The sequence below is a fragment of the Segatella bryantii genome (assembly GCF_022024215.1).
GTDB classification, from domain to species: domain Bacteria; phylum Bacteroidota; class Bacteroidia; order Bacteroidales; family Bacteroidaceae; genus Prevotella; species Prevotella bryantii.
The window spans coordinates 1,083,060-1,101,805 of sequence record NZ_CP091798.1; the positions used below are offsets into that span (position 1 = coordinate 1,083,060).

General features: G+C 37.3%; 18 protein-coding genes. 15 read left to right on the forward strand and 3 right to left on the reverse strand.

What is annotated here, in order from left to right; all coding sequences use genetic code 11:
- The first annotated feature begins 119 nt into the window (after nt 1-119).
- The 4 genes from ftsY to L6471_RS08580 all read left to right on the forward strand — a co-directional run bounded on the left by ftsY (nt 120) and on the right by L6471_RS08580 (nt 4,363).
- Nucleotides 120-1,076 (forward strand): signal recognition particle-docking protein FtsY, encoded by a 957-nt coding sequence (gene ftsY, locus L6471_RS08565; protein ID WP_006282862.1) that lies wholly within the window; start codon nt 120-122, stop codon nt 1,074-1,076.
- Nucleotides 1,077-1,159: 83 nt separating this feature from the next.
- Nucleotides 1,160-2,473 (forward strand): 30S ribosomal protein S12 methylthiotransferase RimO, encoded by a 1,314-nt coding sequence (gene rimO, locus L6471_RS08570; protein ID WP_006282861.1) that lies wholly within the window; start codon nt 1,160-1,162, stop codon nt 2,471-2,473.
- Between the two features lie 20 nt (nt 2,474-2,493).
- A complete protein-coding gene (locus L6471_RS08575) occupies nt 2,494-2,805 on the forward strand; it encodes an HU family DNA-binding protein (RefSeq protein WP_027453526.1) in 312 nt (103 codons plus the stop codon).
- Nucleotides 2,798-4,363 (forward strand): HU family DNA-binding protein, encoded by a 1,566-nt coding sequence (locus L6471_RS08580; protein WP_237797690.1) that lies wholly within the window; start codon nt 2,798-2,800, stop codon nt 4,361-4,363. The genes L6471_RS08575 and L6471_RS08580 overlap by 8 nt, the downstream gene beginning before the upstream one ends.
- Before the next feature lie 61 nt (nt 4,364-4,424).
- On the opposite strand, the gene prmA is transcribed toward L6471_RS08580, so the two are convergent.
- Complete coding sequence (gene prmA / locus L6471_RS08585) at nt 4,425-5,294, reverse strand: 50S ribosomal protein L11 methyltransferase (RefSeq protein ID WP_237797691.1); 870 nt, start codon at nt 5,292-5,294, stop codon at nt 4,425-4,427.
- 137 nt (nt 5,295-5,431) lie between these two features.
- Here prmA and L6471_RS08590 point away from each other — a divergent pair, with 137 nt between their 5' ends.
- The 3 genes from L6471_RS08590 to L6471_RS08600 all read left to right on the forward strand — a co-directional run bounded on the left by L6471_RS08590 (nt 5,432) and on the right by L6471_RS08600 (nt 9,810).
- On the forward strand, nt 5,432-6,337 hold the full coding sequence (locus L6471_RS08590) for a hypothetical protein (protein ID WP_039870755.1): 906 nt from the start codon (nt 5,432-5,434) through the stop codon (nt 6,335-6,337).
- Nucleotides 6,338-6,398: 61 nt separating this feature from the next.
- Entirely contained in the window at nt 6,399-7,997 is a 1,599-nt protein-coding gene (locus L6471_RS08595; RefSeq protein ID WP_237797692.1) for an OmpP1/FadL family transporter, read from the forward strand.
- 331 nt (nt 7,998-8,328) lie between these two features.
- The gene (locus L6471_RS08600) at nt 8,329-9,810 is read left to right on the forward strand and encodes a glycoside hydrolase family 10 protein (protein WP_027453521.1); all 1,482 of its coding nucleotides are present in this window, start codon (nt 8,329-8,331) and stop codon (nt 9,808-9,810) included.
- A gap of 61 nt (nt 9,811-9,871) precedes the next feature.
- Here the strand turns inward: L6471_RS08600 and L6471_RS08605 are convergent, their stop codons facing one another.
- Nucleotides 9,872-10,318: a hypothetical protein gene (locus L6471_RS08605; RefSeq protein WP_006282854.1), complete on the reverse strand. Its 447-nt coding sequence runs from the start codon at nt 10,316-10,318 to the stop codon at nt 9,872-9,874.
- A gap of 212 nt (nt 10,319-10,530) precedes the next feature.
- Here L6471_RS08605 and L6471_RS08610 point away from each other — a divergent pair, with 212 nt between their 5' ends.
- The 8 genes from L6471_RS08610 (at nt 10,531) to galE (ending at nt 17,352) form a co-directional block, all read left to right on the forward strand.
- On the forward strand, nt 10,531-10,944 hold the full coding sequence (locus tag L6471_RS08610; RefSeq protein ID WP_006282853.1) for a SoxR reducing system RseC family protein: 414 nt from the start codon (nt 10,531-10,533) through the stop codon (nt 10,942-10,944).
- 26 nt (nt 10,945-10,970) lie between these two features.
- Entirely contained in the window at nt 10,971-11,888 is a 918-nt protein-coding gene (locus L6471_RS08615; protein WP_027453519.1) for a Fe-S cluster domain-containing protein, read from the forward strand.
- The gene (gene rsxC / locus L6471_RS08620) at nt 11,888-13,306 is read left to right on the forward strand and encodes an electron transport complex subunit RsxC (RefSeq protein ID WP_237797693.1); all 1,419 of its coding nucleotides are present in this window, start codon (nt 11,888-11,890) and stop codon (nt 13,304-13,306) included. The genes L6471_RS08615 and rsxC overlap by 1 nt, the downstream gene beginning before the upstream one ends.
- A gap of 48 nt (nt 13,307-13,354) precedes the next feature.
- Nucleotides 13,355-14,347, forward strand: a complete 993-nt coding sequence (locus L6471_RS08625) for an RnfABCDGE type electron transport complex subunit D (RefSeq protein ID WP_027453518.1) — start codon at nt 13,355-13,357, stop codon at nt 14,345-14,347.
- Between the two features lie 45 nt (nt 14,348-14,392).
- Nucleotides 14,393-14,995, forward strand: a complete 603-nt coding sequence (locus tag L6471_RS08630; protein WP_027453517.1) for an RnfABCDGE type electron transport complex subunit G — start codon at nt 14,393-14,395, stop codon at nt 14,993-14,995.
- 5 nt (nt 14,996-15,000) lie between these two features.
- The gene (gene rsxE / locus L6471_RS08635; protein ID WP_006282848.1) at nt 15,001-15,585 is read left to right on the forward strand and encodes an electron transport complex subunit RsxE; all 585 of its coding nucleotides are present in this window, start codon (nt 15,001-15,003) and stop codon (nt 15,583-15,585) included.
- 11 nt (nt 15,586-15,596) lie between these two features.
- Nucleotides 15,597-16,199 (forward strand): electron transport complex subunit RsxA, encoded by a 603-nt coding sequence (rsxA, locus tag L6471_RS08640; protein WP_006282847.1) that lies wholly within the window; start codon nt 15,597-15,599, stop codon nt 16,197-16,199.
- 115 nt (nt 16,200-16,314) lie between these two features.
- On the forward strand, nt 16,315-17,352 hold the full coding sequence (gene galE / locus L6471_RS08645; protein ID WP_006282846.1) for a UDP-glucose 4-epimerase GalE: 1,038 nt from the start codon (nt 16,315-16,317) through the stop codon (nt 17,350-17,352).
- 191 nt (nt 17,353-17,543) lie between these two features.
- Here the strand turns inward: galE and L6471_RS08650 are convergent, their stop codons facing one another.
- Nucleotides 17,544-18,734: a sensor histidine kinase gene (locus L6471_RS08650; RefSeq protein ID WP_237797694.1), complete on the reverse strand. Its 1,191-nt coding sequence runs from the start codon at nt 18,732-18,734 to the stop codon at nt 17,544-17,546.
- Nucleotides 18,735-18,746: the final 12 nt, after the last annotated feature.

Consider the following 18,746-nt stretch of genomic DNA (forward strand, 5'->3'; position numbering starts at 1 on the left):
CCGAAAGTCGTGTTCTCTTAAAGAGAATGCGACTTTTTTTGTTGTTTTGTAAGTTTTTTGCATGGCAGTCAACTGTCATGTCTCTTTTTTTTATTATCTTTGCATTAAATTATATAATTATGGGCTTATTCGGATTATTTAATAAGAAAAAGAAAGAGACTCTTGATAAAGGTCTTGAAAAGACCAAAGAGAGTGTTTTTGGTAAACTTGCTCGTGTTGTAGCAGGTAAGTCAAAAGTAGATGATGATGTATTGGATGATCTTGAAGAGATTCTGATTACTTCTGATGTGGGTGTTGAAACCACTGTGAAAATTATCGAGCGCATTGAGAAACGTGTTGAGCGTGATAAGTATGTTTCGACTTCAGAATTAAACCAAATTCTTCGTGAGGAAATCGCATCTCTGCTTGCTGAAAATAATTCTGATGATAATTCGAATTGGGATCTTCCTTCTGACCATAAACCTTATGTTATTCTGGTAGTTGGTGTTAATGGTGTAGGTAAAACTACAACTATAGGAAAATTGGCTTACCAGTTTAAAAATGCAGGCAAGAAGGTTTATCTCGGTGCCGCAGATACTTTTAGAGCTGCTGCTGTAGAGCAAATATGTATTTGGGGAGAGCGAGTTGGTGTGCCTGTAATTAAGCAGCAGCAAGGCTCTGATCCTGCTTCTGTCGCATTTGACACTCTTCAGAGTGCCAAGGCAAATGGAGCTGATGTCGTATTAATCGATACAGCAGGACGTTTGCATAACAAAATCGGTCTAATGAATGAGTTGAAAAAAGTTAAGGAAGTTATGAAAAAAGTACTTCCTGATGCTCCAGATGAAATTATGCTTGTACTTGATGGAAGTACGGGACAAAATGCTTTTGAGCAAGCTAAGCAATTCTCTAAAGTAACTGAAATTACCAGTTTAGCTATTACTAAACTTGATGGTACTGCAAAGGGTGGTGTTGTTATTGGTATCAGCGATCAACTTAAAGTTCCAGTGAAATATATAGGTCTTGGCGAAGGTATGGAAGATATGCAACTTTTCAATAAGACAGAATTTGTAGATTCATTGTTTAAAAAGGATTAAGTATACATTCTTCTTGAATTTCTGTTACTTTTTGATGAGTTTGTAGTTATTCAGTAGCAAAAATTTTTGAAGGTAACAACATTATGAAAAAGAATCAAATAGATGTAGTATCATTAGGATGCTCTAAAAATTTGGTAGACAGTGAAACTTTGATGAAACTGTTTGAAACCAATGGCTATAAATGTGTAGCTGATAGTAAGAATCCTCAGGGCGAGATCGCAGTGATTAATACTTGTGGTTTTATCGAGACAGCCAAGGAGGAAAGCATTAATACGATACTAGAATTTGTGGAGCGCAAAAATGAAGGTAAACTTAAGAAACTATTTGTTATGGGTTGCCTGTCACAGCGTTATCAGAAAGAATTGGAAGCTGAATTGCCAGAGGTAGATAAGTTTTATGGCAAGTTTAATTATAAATTACTGCTTCAGGATTTAGGTAAATCAGATATCATAACTTGTGATGGTAAGCGTCATCTGACAACTCCTCATCATTATGCATATCTGAAGATTGCAGAAGGTTGTGATCGCCATTGTGCATATTGTGCTATTCCTATTATGACAGGAAAGCATGTGAGCCGTCCTATGCAGGAAATTTTGGATGAAGTCAAGAATTTGGTTGAGCAAGGTGTTAAAGAGTTTCAGGTGATTGCTCAGGAATTGACTTATTATGGAATTGATATTGATGGTAAGCATCACATTACTGAGTTGATTTCTAAAATGGCTGATATTCCAGGTGTCAAATGGATTCGTTTGCATTATGCTTATCCAAATCAGTTCCCTATGGATCTGCTTGATGTGATTCGTGAACGTGATAATGTTTGCAAATATCTTGATATAGCGCTTCAACATATTAGTGATAATGTTCTTTCACGTATGCATCGTCATGTTACGAAGCAAGAAACAATAGACCTGATAAAGGCTATTCGTGAGCGCGTTCCAGGTATAACAATACGTACAACGCTATTGGTAGGTTTTCCTGGTGAAACAGAAGAAGATTATCAAGAATTGCAAGAGTTTGTAAAATGGGCTCGTTTTGAGCGTATGGGTGCTTTTGCTTATTCTGAAGAAGAAGGTACCTATAGTGCTGAACATTATGAGGATGATGTACCTGATGATGTGAAGCAACATAGACTTGATGAATTGATGGCAATTCAAGAGCAGATTTCTACAGAAATAGAAGCGGAAAAAGTTGGCAAAGTATTGAAAGTGATTATCGATAGAAAAGAAGGTGACTATTATATTGGTCGTACTGAGTTTAGTAGTCCTGAAGTCGATCCAGAGGTTCTTATTCCTGTCAATGAACGTCAACTGCGTGTAGGTAGTTTTTATCAGGTGAAGATTGTGGATAGTAGTGAGTTTGATCTTACTGGAACTGTAGTTTCTAGTAAAGCAAAATAAATTATTAAATATTATCGACATTGAACAATAAGGAATTCATAACAGAACTGGCCCAACGGAGTGGGTATAATCAGCGTGATACGCAAAAGTTGGTAAGAACGGTTATTGATGAAATGACCGACCATTTTGCGGAAACTGATATTGTTTCTATTCCGTCATTTGGAACATTTGAAGTGAAGAAGCGATTGGAGCGAATTGTTGTTAATCCTGCTACCAAGAAGCGCATGTTGGTACCACCAAAGTTAGTTCTGGGTTTTAAGCCTGTTCAGTCTATTAAGGAACAACTCAAAAATGCATCTTTTGAAGATGAGGAGGGAGGTCTTGATGAGTAAAATAGGTGTTAACGAGCTGGCCAAGGTTCTGGTGAATACGCATAAACTCTCTGTAGATGATGCAGAGCAATTTGTGCACCTAATGTTTGATACTGTCAATGAGGGTTTACAGGAGGATAAGCAAGTAAAAATTAAAGGGTTTGGAACCTTTAAGGTTTTATCTGTGAAAGATCGCGAAAGTGTCGATGTTAATACCGGTGAGCGTATAATTATTGAAGGTCGTGATAAAATAAGTTTTACTCCTGATGCTATTGTAAAGGATATTGTAAACAAGCCTTTTGCACAGTTTGAAACTGTCGAGCTGAATGATGGGGTTGATTTTGATGCTATAGACGAAAAATATTCGGATTCTGAAACTGATCATCAAAAAATTGGTGATGGTGGTATATTAGCATTCCGAAAAGAAAAACGTGTAGTCAAACCTGTAACTAAGGTGATGGAAATTGAGCCAGAAGTAGAGGATGAAAGCACAGAATCAGCAGAGCAATCAGCCGTATCTATTGCTAATTCAGATGGAGAAGGGATACTTGCTTTCAGACAACAACTCCATACGCAAAATGAGCGAGAAACGGGAACACAGGCTGACGAAGATCATAAATTTTCCGGTATAGAGGTTGCTCTTATCGACTCTCAGGAGAAAGAAAATTTTGAACAAGAAAATGATCTTGCAGAAGAACCTTCAATGTCGTATTCTGCCTCAGCAACAGATGATCAATCTGTTATGTTATCTGAGTCAGATGAGATTACAGTTGATTCTAGTCAAATTGAGCAAAATCAGAAAGATACTGTTCCTGTAGAAAGTTTAGAAGTAAATTCTGAGGACGAAAATGTTCTTGAAATTTCTTCAGATAAATTGAATGTTAAAGTAGATATTCCTAAACATTCTGATAAGAAAGAAGAAGAGCAAGATCAGCAACTGCTGGCTACTGATATGGATGACAATGATGAAGATGAGTCTATTCGTATGCCAAAGAGAAAACTCATCCTTTGGGTTTGCAGTGTCTTTCTTTTGTTAGGATCTGCATGCTTTTTTGCATATCAATATGGTAAATCTATAGCTTTGCAGAATATTCAGCATATTACTCAAGCTTCTGCGAAAAAAACTGTTGCTAAACCGGATACTATTGATGCAGCATCTACAGCTGTTCTTCAAAAGGCAAAAGAGGATAGTGTTCGAATGCAGCAGACTGCTAAGGCTGTAGCTTTGGCAGAAAAGGCTACTCAAAAGGAGTTGCAGAAAGAAGTCGCTATACATGAAGATAAAAAAGATTCAATTTCAAAGAAACGGGTAAGTCAGTCTGTTGATAGCCGGAAGGCTACACCGCAGACTACTACGAAATACGACAGTGATCCGCGTATTCGTACTGGTGCTTATGCGATTGTAGGAGTAGAAAAGACAGTTACGGTAAGAAGAGGACAAACTCTTTCTAGTATAAGTAGAAGTAATTTAGGTCCTGGTATGGAGTGCTATGTGGAAGCACTGAATGATGCAGGTTCGATAAAAGAAGGTCAGGTTTTGAAAATACCGAAACTTGTATTGAAAAAGAGATTAAAATAAAAAGAAATAGAGTACGACGATTACTAGACCGTACTCTATTTCTTTATAAAGAATTTTATATTTATGCCTCAAGACTAAGGCAAGTCCATTTTTCATCAATGCTACGAGATTTCTCATGTAACCCTAACTCTTTAGCTTTATCAAGGAGTAATGGCACATCTTCTTCGTAGAAACCACTTAGTATTAATGTTCCGTTAGCAGCCATAACACTCTTGAATTTTGCCATATCATTCAGCAAGATGTTACGGTTGATGTTTGCAAGAACAATATCGAAAATACCACTGATGTGATTAAGTACATTTGCATCACCATGATATATTTCCATGTTTTCTACGCCGTTGATTTCTGCATTATGTTTTGCATTTTCGACACTCCATTCATCTATATCATAACCGACGATATCCTTAGCCCCCAATTTACTTGCAGTTAGTCCAAGAATGCCTGTTCCACATCCGCAATCAAGGATACGCTTGTCGTGTACTCCCATATGGAGTAGAGCCGAAACAATCATACGAGTAGTTTGATGAGTTCCGGTGCCAAAAGCTTGTACGGCATCGATGCCAATTTCTATATGGTCTTTGCTCTGTTCTGGGTGGAATGTCTCAGCATGCTTTGCATCATAAATAATGATGTCGTCATCGACTATGATGGGATCAAAACCTTGATCCTCCCAAACCTGATTGTAGTTCTGATCTTCTACATCCGCTATATTATAAGTGATTTTGACTCCAGGCAAATCGAAATTTTCGATGTTCTCATCAAGTTTCTCTTTGTCGAGTAAATTCTTTTGGGCGTAAGCTTTCAGACCTAATTCGGTTGGTTCAAAAGATTCGAACCCAGCTTCGGCAGCAGCATCGGCTAGTAAGTCTTGAGCTGTTTCCATTAAAGAGTCTTCGCATTCGATTTGAAAAGTCGCAACTTGGTATTTCATTGTTCAAATAGTTAAAATTCAATGCAAAGATATAAAAAATAGGGAAAAACCTATCATCGTTTAGGGTTTTTCCCTATTTTTGCAAAGAAAATAGAAATATTTTTGATAATAAAATATGAATCATTAAGTTGCATTAGATGAAAAGAATAATTCTTCTATCAGTCCTTGCTGGAGTTATGCCATTGTCATCAATGGCACAGGACGACGACCTTTACTTTACACCTACAAAGGGTAAGGTTGTGAGCTCTTATGAAGAGGCTGAACCAGCATACTATAGTGGTTCTGACCGTGATGTTGATGAGTATAACAGAAATGGAAAATTTTGGAGTCATTATCAGCAGATAGGTTCAGACAGTTTAGGTAACGATATCATTCAAATGACCATGGGTAAAGGTATTTATCCAGATTCTATGTACGTTGATACAACTTTTGCAGGAAAATTGTATCAGTATTATAGTCAGAAGGAAGATTTTGACAATACAGAATACATGCGTCGTTGGGATGGATTCTATGATCCTTGGTATTATCGTTATCGTTATGGTTACGGTCCTTATTGGGGATATGGCCCTTCTTGGAGATACGGTTGGTATAGCAGCTGGTATAGTCCATGGTTTGATTCTTGGTATGATCCATATTATTATGGTTGGTATCCTGGCTATTACTATGGTTTTTATGGCTGGTATGATCCGTGGTATTACGGCTATGTAGGTCCTTATTATTGGCCTTATCGTGGTATTTATGTATCTCGCTATAGTAAGCGTCAAGCTCGCTTCACAGCTCGAACAGGAGTGTTGCCTGGTCGTTCATGGGGTGGAGCAGGACGTAATAGAGGTTACAATTCATCAAACAATCGCCAAGTAATTAATAATAATACTTCTACTTATAGTAGTGGTTCTTATAATAACCGTTCTTTTGGTGGTTCTAATTTTGGAGGATCAAGCTTCGGTGGCGGCGTCTCTCGTAGTAGTGGTGGTGGCTATTCAGGCGGAGGCTCTAGTCGCTCTGGTGGCGGTGGTGGTCACCTTGGCGGTGGCCATCGCTAAAGGATGACGTATTACAACATTTTGGTGATTATTGGTTTTGAAATTTGAATGATATGGAATTATGAAAAAAAAATATATTTACATAGCTGCTTTGGGACTAGTGACAATTCCTGCTGCAGCACAGGACACCTATAGCAATGAAAAAATGATTGCTAATGATCTGAATGGTACGGCAAGATATGTTGCGATGGGTGGTGCGATGGAAGCGCTGGGTGCAGATATTTCTACAATAAGTAGTAACCCTGCAGGTATTGGATTATTTAAGAGTAGCCAGATTGCTATTTCTGCTGGTATGGTAGGCCAGTCTGGCGCAAAGACTTCTTTGGATCCTTTTGCTAATGGAGTAGGATTTAGTTTTAATGGCAATAAAACAAATGCAAGTTTTGATCAAGCTGGTTTTGTCTTAGCTCGGCGATCAGGAGCTAATTCTTTCTTGAATTTGTCTTTCAATTTTCATAAAAGTAAGAATTTTGACCAAATTTTGAGTGCTGCAGGTCTGTTGGATAATGCTTCTCAGAATAAACTTACATCTAATAAGTTTAATGGAAAAATTCTCGAAGATAGGAACACGACAGCCATTGATGCTGCTTATGGTGGTGCTAATAACAGTAAAGGTCAGTATGTGGAGGGTCTTTATGAGTATTATGATGGTGATGATCGCCATATTGATTATTCTAATGGTCAAGAATTTCGTTTTGGTCAATATCAGAAAGGATACATTGGTACTTATGATTTCAATATTAGTGGAAACATCCATGATCGTGTTTTCTTAGGTTTTTCTGTAGGTATTCATGATGTGCATTATACATCTAATTCAGTCTATGCGGAAACATTAGAGAATAACACGTATGGTCAGGCATGGGAAAGTTTACGTATTACAGGTACAGGCTTTGATATGAAAGTGGGTGCTATTTTCCGTCCTATTGAGACCTCTCCGTTCCGATTTGGTGTTTATATTAATACTCCTACATTCTATAATTTATCTCTTGCGGCTTCAAGTGATGTCGAAGGAGGTGAGATAGGTTCAGATGGGATTAAGAGAGGAAGTGATGTTCGATTGGACTATAAAATGAATACACCTTGGAAATTTGGATTAAGTTTAGGGCACACCGTAGGACGATATCTGGCTTTAGGCTTTACGTACGAATACTCAGATTACAGTTCAATGGATAATCGTATCGATTATGGCGGCTACTATGATTACTATTATGACATTTATTCATCAACATCTGTAAGTGATGAGGTCATGAATCGTAATACAGATATGGTGTTAAAAGGTGTACATACATTGAAGTTGGGTTTTGAATATAAACCCATTTCGACAATAGCTCTTCGTTTGGGTTACAACTATGTATCACCTAAATTTGAAAGTGATGGTTTCAGAGATCAGACTCTATACTCTCAAGGTGTAGCCTACGCAACCTCAACCGATTATACCAATTGGAAATCAACTAATCGCATTACAGCAGGTGTTGGTTTTACGTTTGATAAGTTGTACTTAGATATGGCCTATCAATATAGTCAGACGAATGGTGATTTTTATCCATTTATGAACTATAGTCTCAATGATAGAGGAGAAGAGGGTAAAAACGATGTAGCTCCAACATCAGTCAGCAACAAGCGTAATCAGTTGTTGGTGACATTAGGATATAGATTCTAATTCAAATTAGAATTGTTAGGATTATTATAAAAAATAGGATTTAATTAAACTTTTCCCTAAAAATATTTGGTAGTTACAATTTTTAGTCTTATATTTGCATCAGAATTAAGAATGAGGATTCATAGCCTCTGCTTATTTCAAACAAATTTGATTAAAGATAAAACTTTAAATAAGATTAGTTTTTTTAGTGGTTAATTTAGTTTTAGTAAGTATGTAAGTAGAGTTTGTCGTGATGACAAACTCTATTTTATTTTTATACGTTTCTATTGGTTATTTTGTGCGTTCAATTTTTAGTTGTATCTTTGTAGTCTTAAAATATAAAATCCTAACAATGAAAAAAATCTTTTTACTGATTTTATTACTAGTTTCTATATTGCAAGTGTCAGCACGAAAGCGAGAGTTTCGTGGCGCTTGGATACAGTGCGTTAATGGACAGTTTCAGGGAATGTCTACTGAGGCTATGCAGAGTAATCTGCTTCATCAGTTAGATGAATTACAGAAAGATGGTGTTAACGCTATCATTTTTCAGGTACGTGCAGAGTGTGATGCTCTTTATGCGTCCAAGTACGAACCTTGGAGTAGATTCCTTACGGGTGTACAGGGACAAGCTCCTTCACCATATTGGGATCCTCTTCAATGGATGGTGGAACAGTGTCACAAACGAGGTATGGAGCTTCACGCTTGGATAAATCCATATCGAGCTAAAACAAAAGGTACAACAAACTTAGTAAGTAATCATATTGCCATCAAGCATCCAGAACGCGTATTCTCTTATGATAATCTATTTATTCTAAATCCAGGTATGCCAGAGAATAGGCAATACATTTATCGGGTAGTAGAGGATATTGTGAATCGTTATGATATTGATGGCTTACATATTGATGACTATTTTTATCCGTACCCAGCACCAGGTCAACAAATACCCGACAGTAGACAGTTTGAACAGTATAATCACGGTTTTAGTAATATTGCAGATTGGCGTCGTGATAATGTGAATATTTTTATTAAGGAGTTAGGTGAAACCATTCATAAAGCAAAGCCATGGGTCAAATTTGGTGTTTCTCCTTTTGGTATATATCGTAATCAGAAAAATTCACCAAATGGTTCTGCTACAGCAGGTTTGCAGAATTATGATGATCTTTATGCCGATGTGTTAATGTGGGTAAATAATGGTTGGGTGGATTATAATGTGCCACAGCTCTATTGGCAAATTGGCCATACAACAGCAGATTATGAGACTCTTATCAAGTGGTGGAATAAACACGCAAGTAATCGTCCTTTATATATAGGTGAAGACATCGAACGTACTTGTAAGTTTGCGGATCTTAATAATCCACAGAGCAATCAAATGGCTGCAAAATACCGCTTACATCAGCAAATGGAGCATGTTGATGGTACTGTATTATGGTATTCCCGATTAGCAGTAGATAATTATGGCAATTATGGTACGGTACTTCGTAAGAACTATTGGAAAAATCCAGCTTTACCGCCATTAATGCCATTCTTAGATAATAAGGCTCCTCAGAAAGTGAAAAGTCTTAAGCCAGTATGGACTAGTGATGGTTATATACTTTTCTGGAAAGCACCAAAGGCAAAAAAATGGGGTGATGCAACAGAGCGTTATGTCGTATATAAGTTTAATCCTGGTGAGAAAGTGGATGTAGAGAATACAGAAAAGATTCTTGCAATTACTTCTGAAACGATGTACAGATTACCATATGAGAATGGAAAAACAAAATATACTTATGTTGTAACTTCGCTCGATAGAGTAGGTAATGAAAGTAAAATTACTAAAAAAAAGATAAAGCTATAATTAAATAAAAAGAGCTTGCTAAACTATGGCAAGCTCTTTTTATATATAATAATTTGAATGTTTAATCTTCCAATTGAAGCTCGTCAAGAAAATGATTCAAATCTTCGTCCAAATTTGGCATCAAATCACCCCCTATAATAACCGTATCATCATCTGCTAGAAAAAGTTCAGCGATATATTCTTTTTCCTCGTACGATTCGAGAACAAAGTTATAAGGTTTAAGAATACCAAGATTTCCTACTATTTGCTCATTCTTCAGAAGGGCTTCGCGAAGGATGGAAGTTACAATATTATCAAAATTTTCATCCTGACAGTTAAACCATGCTTCTATTGTAACACGAGTAATTTCATTGTCATCATCGTCATAAGCCAAAAGTTCCCCTGTTTCCTGATTGGCTCTTACGTGGATATCGGTTATCAAAGATAGCTCATCAGTTATAGGAAATTTTTCTGCTACTTTTCTGATGAAGCGTCCAACTTGCTGTGTTATCTGCTCGTTTGCTTCCATTTCTATTTTTTTGTTATAAATTTAAAGCAAAGATAAGGTATTTATCATGAAAATCAAAATGTTTGACTAATAATTTTTCTAGTGGTATAGAAAAAAGAATAATTTCTTTTTGATTTATTTGCTCTATTCGATATATGTTGTTATCTTTGCATTTGTAAAGTGGACTTTGCAAAATCTAATATACAAAGATCTAAATAAAGCGAACACAAGAAATGGAGAAAATAACTCACGCTGGAATTGTAGATTCGATAGAAGATGACTGTATACATGTACGCATCCTTCAGTCAGCTTCGTGTAGTGCATGTAAGATTTCAGGACATTGTAACGCCTCAGAACAAAAAGAAAAGATTATAGACGTTTTTCATCATGACACTAGCTCCTATAAAATTGGTCAGAACGTTATGGTGTATACTAATACAACAGTAGGGTATCGTGCTACTATGTTAGGTTATGGACTACCTCTTGTTATTATGGTAGTAGTACTTTTTGTTGTTCGGGCTTTAACAGGAAACGATGGGACTGCAGCCCTTTGCGGCCTTGCAGCATTAATACCATATTTTTTTGTTATCTACCTGATGCGCAATAAGATACGCGAAATCGTTGATTTTAAAATTGAATCGAAATAATTTAAACTAAAACAAATACAAAAATTATGAACTTTATTTTAATTGCGGTTCTAGTTCTTGGAGCGATAGCGCTGGTTGCAGCTGTAATCCTTTATATCGTTTCCAAGAAATTTGCTGTGCAAGAAGATCCCCGCATTGCTCAGGTAGTAGAAATACTTCCTGGTGCTAACTGTGGTGGATGTGGTTTCGCAGGCTGTGGTGGTCTTGCAGAAGCTCTTGTTAAAGGTGCCGATGCAGGTTCTATCGAGGGTATTCGTTGCCCTGTTGGAGGTGATCCTGTTATGGGTAAAGTAGCCGACCTGTTGGGTATGGCTGTTGCTAATACTGAACCTATGGTTGCAGTGGTTCGTTGCAATGGAACATGTACAAATCGTCCTCGTATTGCTGAGTATGACGGTCTTCGTACCTGTCAGGCAATGAATGCTAATGGTAGTGGTGAAACCGGATGTGGTTTCGGTTGTTTGGGTTGTGGTGATTGTACCAAAGCTTGTGCTTTTGATGCTATTCATATGAATCCAGAGACAGGTCTCCCTGAAGTAGACGAAGAGAAGTGTACTTCTTGTGGTGCTTGTACCAAGGCATGTCCACGCCATATTATAGAGCTTCGTAAGAAAGGTCCAAAGGGACGCCGTGTTTATGTACAGTGTGTCAATAAGGATAAGGGAGCTGTTGCACGTAAGAGCTGTACTGCAGCTTGTATCGGTTGTGGTAAATGTCAGAAGGTATGTAAGTTTGAGGCAATTACTATTGAAAACAACCTTTCTTATATCGATTTCAACAAGTGTCGCATGTGTACCAAGTGTGTTGATGAATGTCCTACAGGCGCTATTATCAAAGTTAACTTCCCTGTGAAGAAAGCTCAGCCTGCGAAATCGGTTGAAACAGTTGCTCAGCCTGCTGCTGCTTCTGTTAACGAAGAAACTAAAGTAGAGGAGAAAAAGTAATGAAACTACATACATTTAAAATAGGCGGTGTACATCCAGAGGAAAATAAGATCACTGCTGAGATACCTACCAAGGTAGCAGAATTGCCAAAACAAGCCATTTTTATGCTTTCTCAGCATATTGGTGCTCCTGCTAAAGCAGTAGTTCAGCGTGGTGATAAAGTTAAGGTTGGTACGTTGTTGGCTGAGGCAGGTGGATTTGTTTCTGCTCCTGTTTATAGTTCAGTATCAGGTACTGTAGCTAAAATTGACAATGTTTATGATGCTACAGGTTATCGCAAGCCAGCTATTATTATTAATGTCGATGAAGAAGACGAGTGGGAGGAAAGCATTGATCGTAGTGATACTCTTGAGACACTTGCAGCTCATCCTGAATTAACTTCAGAAGAAATTGTTAATCGTGTCAAGGTTGCAGGTGTTACAGGTATGGGTGGTGCTGGTTTCCCTACTTTTATCAAGTTGTGTCCTCCACCTACAGCTAAAGCTGAATTTGTTATTATAAATGCTGTAGAATGTGAGCCATATATCACCTCTGATTATCGTTTGATGATGGAGCATGCTGATGAGATTCTTGTAGGTGTAGAGCTTTTGATGAAAGCAGCTAAGGTAGATAAAGGCTTTATTGGTATAGAAGAGAATAAGCCAGAAGCTATTCGTCTGCTAACAGAATTATGTAAAGAACATGCAGGAATTGAAGTTGTTCCTTTGAAGACAAAATATCCTCAAGGAGGTGAAAAACAGTTAGTAGATGCAGTTGTTGGGCGTCAAGTTCCAGCTCCACCTGCAATACCTGTAAATGTTGGTGCAATTGTTCAGAATGTAGGTACAGCATATGCTGTTTATCAAGCTGTTATGAAGAATAAGCCTCTCTTTGAACGATATACCACTGTAACAGGTAAGCATATTAAGAATCCAAGTAACTTCTTAGTTCGTATGGGTACACCAATGAGTCAACTTATTGAAGCATGTGGTGGTCTTCCAGATGATGATAACAAAGTTCTTGCAGGTGGTCCGATGATGGGTAAGGCTGTTATTAGCCTTGATGTTCCTGTATGTAAGGGTACCAATGCCATTACAGTACTTACAGGAAAAGATGCTCATCGAAAAGAAGCACAGGCTTGTATTCGTTGTGGTAAGTGTGTCGAAGCTTGTCCTATGGGACTGGAACCATATTTATTGGCTACACTTTCTGTTAACAAGATGTTTGATCAGCTTGAGCAAGAGGAAGTTGTAAGTTGTATATCTTGTGGAAGTTGTCAGTTTACTTGTCCAGCTCACCGTCCTTTACTCGATAATATCGCTAATGGAAAAGGCGCTGTTATGGGAATTATTCGCGGTCGTGCAATGAAGGCAAAAGCTGAAGCAGAGAAGGCTAAGGCAGAAGCTGAAAAAGCTAAGCCTGCAGATGTTAAGGCTTAAGTGGAGTGTTACCTATAAATAATAGAATCAAGAAATTTAAATAATAAAATGGGAAAATTAATAGTTTCTCTTTCACCACACGCACATGGAAATGATAGTGTAGAAAGAAATATGTACGGTGTCATTATAGCGTTGATTCCTGCTGTTCTCGTTTCTCTGTATTATTTCGGAATAGGTTCAGCTGTTGTGTTGCTGACTAGTGTGGCTGCCTGCGTATTTTTTGAGTGGGCAATTGCTAAATATATGCTAAAGACTAAGCCGCAAGTACTTGATGGCTCTGCTATGCTAACAGGTCTTCTTTTGGGTATGAATCTTCCTAGTAATTTACCTCTTTGGATAATTATCCTGGGTGCGCTTATTGCTATTGGAGTTGGTAAGATGTCTTTTGGAGGACTTGGTAATAATCCTTTTAACCCAGCATTGGTTGGTCGTTGTTTTCTTCTTGTTAGCTTCCCTGCGCAGATGACAAGTTGGCCTACAGTGGGACAGTTAGGTAGTTATCTCGATGCACAGACAGGTGCTACACCATTAAGTGTTATGAAAGAAGCTATCAAGACAGGCGATGCATCTTTATTGGATAAGCTTCCTGATACTTTTACTATGTTGCTTGGTAATCCTGCGAATGGTATGGGTGCAGGTACTATAGGTGAGGTTTGTGCAGCTGCGCTTCTTTTAGGTTTAATTTATATGCTTGTGAAGAAAATTATCACATGGCATATTCCTGTATCTATTCTTTGCACAGTTTTTGTATTTAGTGGTTTAATGCATATGATTAATCCTGTATATGCTAACCCTGTATATGAGTTGCTGAGTGGCGGTTTGATGTTGGGTGCAATCTTTATGGCTACCGACTATGTTACAAGTCCGATGACAAAGAAAGGTCAGCTTATTTATGGTGTTGCTATTGGTTTCCTCACTATAGTAATCCGTAATTGGGGAAGCTATCCAGAGGGTATGTCATTTGCAATCTTAATCATGAATGGCTTTACACCTCTGATTAATCACTATATGAAGCCTAAGCGCTACGGTATAGCTAAGTAATAGAGAGTATTCAACGAAATTACAAAGAATTAAAGTTATAAAAAGATGCAAAAATTAAAATCATCTTTGACAAATATGGTTCTTGTACTGGTAGGAGTAAGTTTGATAATCGGTGGTTTGTTAGCTTATATCAACCATCTTACAGAAGGTCCAATAGCTGAAAAGGCAGAAAAGACCCTTGCTGCAGGTATCAAGAACGTTATGGGAACCAATGATTTGCAAGTTGCTGAGCCTGTTAATGTAACAGAGACTATTGATGGTAAGCCAGTAAGTTTTACCATTCACGCTACAACCGATAAGAGTGGCAAGAACCTCGGTGCAGCAGTAGAAAGTGTTACTGGTGGTTTTGGTGGCGATTTGAAAGTACTCGTAGGTTTCAATCCAGAAGGTCAGATTTTAGGCTATACCATTCTTCAGCACGCAGAGACACCAGGTCTTGGTGCTAAAGCAGGTGATTGGTTCCAGAAGGGTGGTAAAGGTAATATTATAGGTAAAAATCCAGCTGATGGTGACCTCCATGTAAGCAAGGATGATAAAACCGGTAATGCTGTAGATGCCATCACAGCTAGTACTATTACATCACGTGCTTTCCTGAAGGCTATCAATCAGGCTTATGCCGTGTATATCAAATCTAATAAGAAAAGATAAGCCCTATGAGTAATATTAAAGTTCTTTTGAATGGCATGATCAAGGAGAACCCTACATTTGTTCTTACCCTTGGTATGTGTCCAACATTGGCTACAACGACAAGCGCCATCAATGGTTTTTCTATGGGCTTGGCTACAATGGCCGTATTGATTTGTACTAACTTTGTAATCTCTTGTATCAAGAAGATTACCCCCGATATGGTTCGTATACCTGTTTTCATAGTCGTGATAGCAGCATTTGTTACTATTCTTCAGATGGTTATGAGTGCATATGCTCCAGATTCAATTAATCAGGCATTGGGCCTATTTATACCGCTGATAGTAGTAAACTGTATCATTTTGGGACGTGCAGAGAGTTTTGCCTGCAAGAATTCACCGTTGGCTAGCATCTTTGATGGTATAGGTATAGGACTCGGTTTTACCGGTGCTCTTACTCTTTTAGGCTGTGTTCGTGAACTTCTTGGTGCCGGTAGTATCTTCGGTATCAATCTATTGCCAGAGACTACCAATATTTTGCTGTTTATCCTTCCTCCAGGTGCATTTATCACTTTAGGATATCTTTCAGCTATTATCAATAAAATTAAACGTTAAATAGCACAATTATGGAATATTTATTGATATTTATCTCTGCAATATTCGTTAATAATATTGTATTGTCACAGTTCTTGGGTATCTGTCCATTTCTTGGTGTATCTAAGAAAATTGATACAGCATTAGGTATGGGGGCAGCTGTAACTTTTGTTATGACTTTAGCTACAATTGTAACCTTCCTCATTCAGACCTATGTGTTAACTCCATTTCATTTGCAGTATCTACAGACTTTGGCCTTTATTTTGGTTATTGCTGCTTTGGTACAGATGATTGAAATTATTCTGAAGAAAACGTCACCAGCTCTTTATCAGGCATTAGGTGTATTTCTCCCTTTGATTACAACCAACTGTGCAGTGCTTGGAGTTGCAATTCTTGTTATTCAGAAAGACTACTCATTACTTCAGAGTGTAGTTTATGCATTCTCTACAGCTCTTGGTTTTGCTTTGGCATTGATACTTTTTGCAGGTATTCGTGAACAACAGGCATTAACTAAAATCCCAAAAGGCATGCAAGGCATGAGTATAGTACTAGTTACAGCTGGTTTATTGGCTCTCGCTTTCATGGGCTTTAGTGGTCTTGAGGGTGGTCTTCGTACATTGTTTGGTTTGAACTAATGAAATTTTCTTCGAAAGAGTAAAAATATTATTTACTTCGATAAAAATATTTGAAAAAGGTACGCATTTTTTAAAATAAATGCGTACCTTTGTTGTTAACTAAGTAATCAAATATATGAAACAGACAATATTAGTTACAGGTGGTACTGGTTTTATAGGCTCTCATACTACTGTAGAGTTGATAGAAGCCGGATATGACGTAGTAATAGTAGATAACCTAAGCAATTCTAAGATAGAAGTACTTGATGGTATTGAAAAAATTACCGGTGTACGTCCTGCATTCGAACAGGTTGATTTACGTGATAAAGATGCTACAGAGGAAGTATTCAAGAAGTATCCAAAGATTGAAGGTATCATTCATTTTGCAGCAAGTAAAGCCGTAGGCGAGAGTGTACAGAAGCCATTGTTGTATTATCGTAACAATATTGTATCTTTAGTTAATCTTCTCGAGTTGATGCCACAGTATGATGTTAAGGGAATCATTTTTTCTTCAAGTTGTACTGTATATGGACAGCCAAAGCCAGAGAATCTTCCTGTAACAGAGAATGCACCTCATCAGAAAGCTACATCACCTTATGGCAATACAAAAGAGATTAATGAGCAGATTATTTTTGACTATATCCATAGTGGTGCTGCTATTAAGAGCATTGTTCTAAGATATTTTAACCCAATTGGGGCTCATCCAACAGCTCTTATAGGAGAACTTCCAAATGGTGTTCCTGCTAACTTGATACCATATGTTACTCAGACAGCTATGGGTATCCGTAAGGAATTGACGATATTTGGTAAGGATTATGATACCCCTGATGGAACTTGTATTCGCGATTACATTTATGTAGTTGATTTGGCTAAGGCTCATGTTGCTGCTATGGCACGTGTACTCGATCAGGATACCGATGCAATTGAGTATTTCAATATCGGTACAGGACGTGGAAATTCTACACTTGAGATTGTTGAAACATTTGAGAAGGCAACCGGTGTGAAGTTGAATTGGAAATATGGTCCTCGTCGTGAGGGTGACATCGAAAAGATTTGGGGTGATTGTACTAAGGCCAATAAAGTATTGGGTTGGGAAGCTAAAACTCCACTTGAGGATGTATTGGCGTCAGCTTGGAAATGGCAGCAGAAACTTCGTGAAGATGGAGTTATGTAGAGTTTGTATTTATTAGAATATACACTTTAGACTAGATATCGTAGGCCTATTTGGGCTTGTATAAGATATAGCAAATGTCCTTTTTATAAGGCATTTGAATTTTGTGTTTGTGTTGTTGTTAGCCCCCGATGTGAATCGTGGGCTAATTTTTTTAGTTATTTGTTTAGCCTTATAAATTGATAGATGATTTTTTAATAGTATGTTTTTTTGAAAGTAATACAAATTTTAGTTCCATTATTTTTTTTTGATGAAACAGTAAGTTTACAGCCATATTTTTCTAGTATTTCATGAGCAAGCGCCAATCCGATGCCGTGTCCTTTGATAGATGTTGTATTACTTGCTCTATAAAAAGGTTCAAATATATGCTGAATTTCATCTTCAGGTATACCTATACCATAATCCTGTATGATTAGTTGACGATGTCCTAGTGTTAAAGATATAGGCTTTTCCCCTGAATATTTGTGAGCATTATTTACTAAGTTACGTATGGCGATATGAAGTAGATTCTCTTTTATAGCAACAGAAAAATTATCTTCTATTGTCAGTAAAGTATGCTCATTAGTAAATGTTTGCATGAAGTCAGCCATGTTTACATTTTCTATTTCAGTTTCGTTAATTTTCTCCATTCGGGTATGAGAGAACTGAAGCAGTTGACTCATGATATTGATAATTCGATCAGTTTCTTCGTTTATACGCTGTAGTGTATTAATATATTCTTGAGGAGTTCGTTCACGCATAAGTGTTATTTCACATTCACCTTGAATTGCTGTAAGTGGATTATTTATTTCGTGTGATGCATTATTGACAAACATTTTTTCGGTTTGATAATTCTTATCAATTCTGTTCACTACTTTTATAGCATATAGTCTGCTGATGAGATATAGAATAATAGCGGATACGAATATGATAGCCATAATTGCAATCCCAATATATTGATTTATCGCCTCACCATAAGGATTGCGGCTCATTACTATAACAGCAAACATACCTTCGTTGTCATCATAAGTGAATGCGCATCCCACTTCGTCTCCATATTTAAAATTAATATCCTTTCCTTTAAATAAATCAGATAATTGGGTATCGGATAGATATTTGCTAATCATACCTCTTGCCTTAACATGATCTGACAAATTAATAAAATATTGTTGTGAAGTAGGAATGGCTCTTTTTCGAAGTTGAACCACTTGTTTATATTTCTCAGGAGACAGTTCATCTTTTTCGAATCGTTCTGTAGCTACTACGTGAGCTTTTTCCTGAAGGTATTCGAAATATAGATTTTCAGTATATTTTGAAAATATTATATAAAATATCAAACCTGCCAAAAGAACAAGTCCAATGGTTATGGCCGAATATGTAATAGATATTTTGTGTCCTGTATTCATTTCATTTTTAAT

Coding starts and splice junctions, on each gene's coding strand:
- ftsY (WP_006282862.1), top strand. CDS start 120: ATGGGCTTATTCGGATTATTTAATAAGAAAAAGAAAGAGACTCTTGAT.
- rimO (WP_006282861.1), top strand. CDS start 1,160: ATGAAAAAGAATCAAATAGATGTAGTATCATTAGGATGCTCTAAAAAT.
- L6471_RS08580 (WP_237797690.1), top strand. CDS start 2,798: ATGAGTAAAATAGGTGTTAACGAGCTGGCCAAGGTTCTGGTGAATACG.
- prmA (WP_237797691.1), bottom strand. CDS start 5,294: ATGAAATACCAAGTTGCGACTTTTCAAATCGAATGCGAAGACTCTTTA.
- L6471_RS08590 (WP_039870755.1), top strand. CDS start 5,432: ATGAAAAGAATAATTCTTCTATCAGTCCTTGCTGGAGTTATGCCATTG.
- L6471_RS08595 (WP_237797692.1), top strand. CDS start 6,399: ATGAAAAAAAAATATATTTACATAGCTGCTTTGGGACTAGTGACAATT.
- L6471_RS08600 (WP_027453521.1), top strand. CDS start 8,329: ATGAAAAAAATCTTTTTACTGATTTTATTACTAGTTTCTATATTGCAA.
- L6471_RS08605 (WP_006282854.1), bottom strand. CDS start 10,318: ATGGAAGCAAACGAGCAGATAACACAGCAAGTTGGACGCTTCATCAGA.
- L6471_RS08610 (WP_006282853.1), top strand. CDS start 10,531: ATGGAGAAAATAACTCACGCTGGAATTGTAGATTCGATAGAAGATGAC.
- L6471_RS08615 (WP_027453519.1), top strand. CDS start 10,971: ATGAACTTTATTTTAATTGCGGTTCTAGTTCTTGGAGCGATAGCGCTG.
- rsxC (WP_237797693.1), top strand. CDS start 11,888: ATGAAACTACATACATTTAAAATAGGCGGTGTACATCCAGAGGAAAAT.
- L6471_RS08625 (WP_027453518.1), top strand. CDS start 13,355: ATGGGAAAATTAATAGTTTCTCTTTCACCACACGCACATGGAAATGAT.
- L6471_RS08630 (WP_027453517.1), top strand. CDS start 14,393: ATGCAAAAATTAAAATCATCTTTGACAAATATGGTTCTTGTACTGGTA.
- rsxE (WP_006282848.1), top strand. CDS start 15,001: ATGAGTAATATTAAAGTTCTTTTGAATGGCATGATCAAGGAGAACCCT.
- rsxA (WP_006282847.1), top strand. CDS start 15,597: ATGGAATATTTATTGATATTTATCTCTGCAATATTCGTTAATAATATT.
- galE (WP_006282846.1), top strand. CDS start 16,315: ATGAAACAGACAATATTAGTTACAGGTGGTACTGGTTTTATAGGCTCT.
- L6471_RS08650 (WP_237797694.1), bottom strand. CDS start 18,734: ATGAATACAGGACACAAAATATCTATTACATATTCGGCCATAACCATT.